This is a genomic window from Proteus mirabilis ATCC 29906, assembly GCF_000160755.1.
GTDB classification, from domain to species: domain Bacteria; phylum Pseudomonadota; class Gammaproteobacteria; order Enterobacterales; family Enterobacteriaceae; genus Proteus; species Proteus mirabilis.
On the sequence record NZ_GG668609.1, the window covers coordinates 1 to 332 of the forward strand.

The 332-nt window shown below is 36.7% G+C and carries 1 pseudogene; it reads right to left on the reverse strand.

Annotated features, from left to right (window positions below):
- Positions 1-139: 139 nt before the first annotated feature.
- Positions 140-332: pseudogene (locus tag HMPREF0693_RS18250) on the reverse strand (hypothetical protein); the annotation flags it as partial.

Consider the following 332-nt stretch of genomic DNA (forward strand, 5'->3'; position numbering starts at 1 on the left):
TACCCATTCATATAAAGAGAGACTGGCAAAAAAGGCCGTTAGGCCTGCTGTTCCATAAGTTACATTGGTTAATTTTTCCATACGCATAGTCACCCCCTGAGGAGTGTCCGTTAATGATTAGTGTGAGAAAGTTAAAAAATTAGGCGGGTATTGATACTTTAAGTGCTTTTAATAAATCTTCAGGCAACTGTTCTTCCAGTGACGCATTAGAAACAATCACAAGGCCGTACATGGATATCCATGTATTCGTTTGTTGTAAGTGTCCTTGAATAAACTGTTTTGCTTTCTCTAAAAAATAAATACAACTCTCTTGTGTGTTTTTACGCCAATAA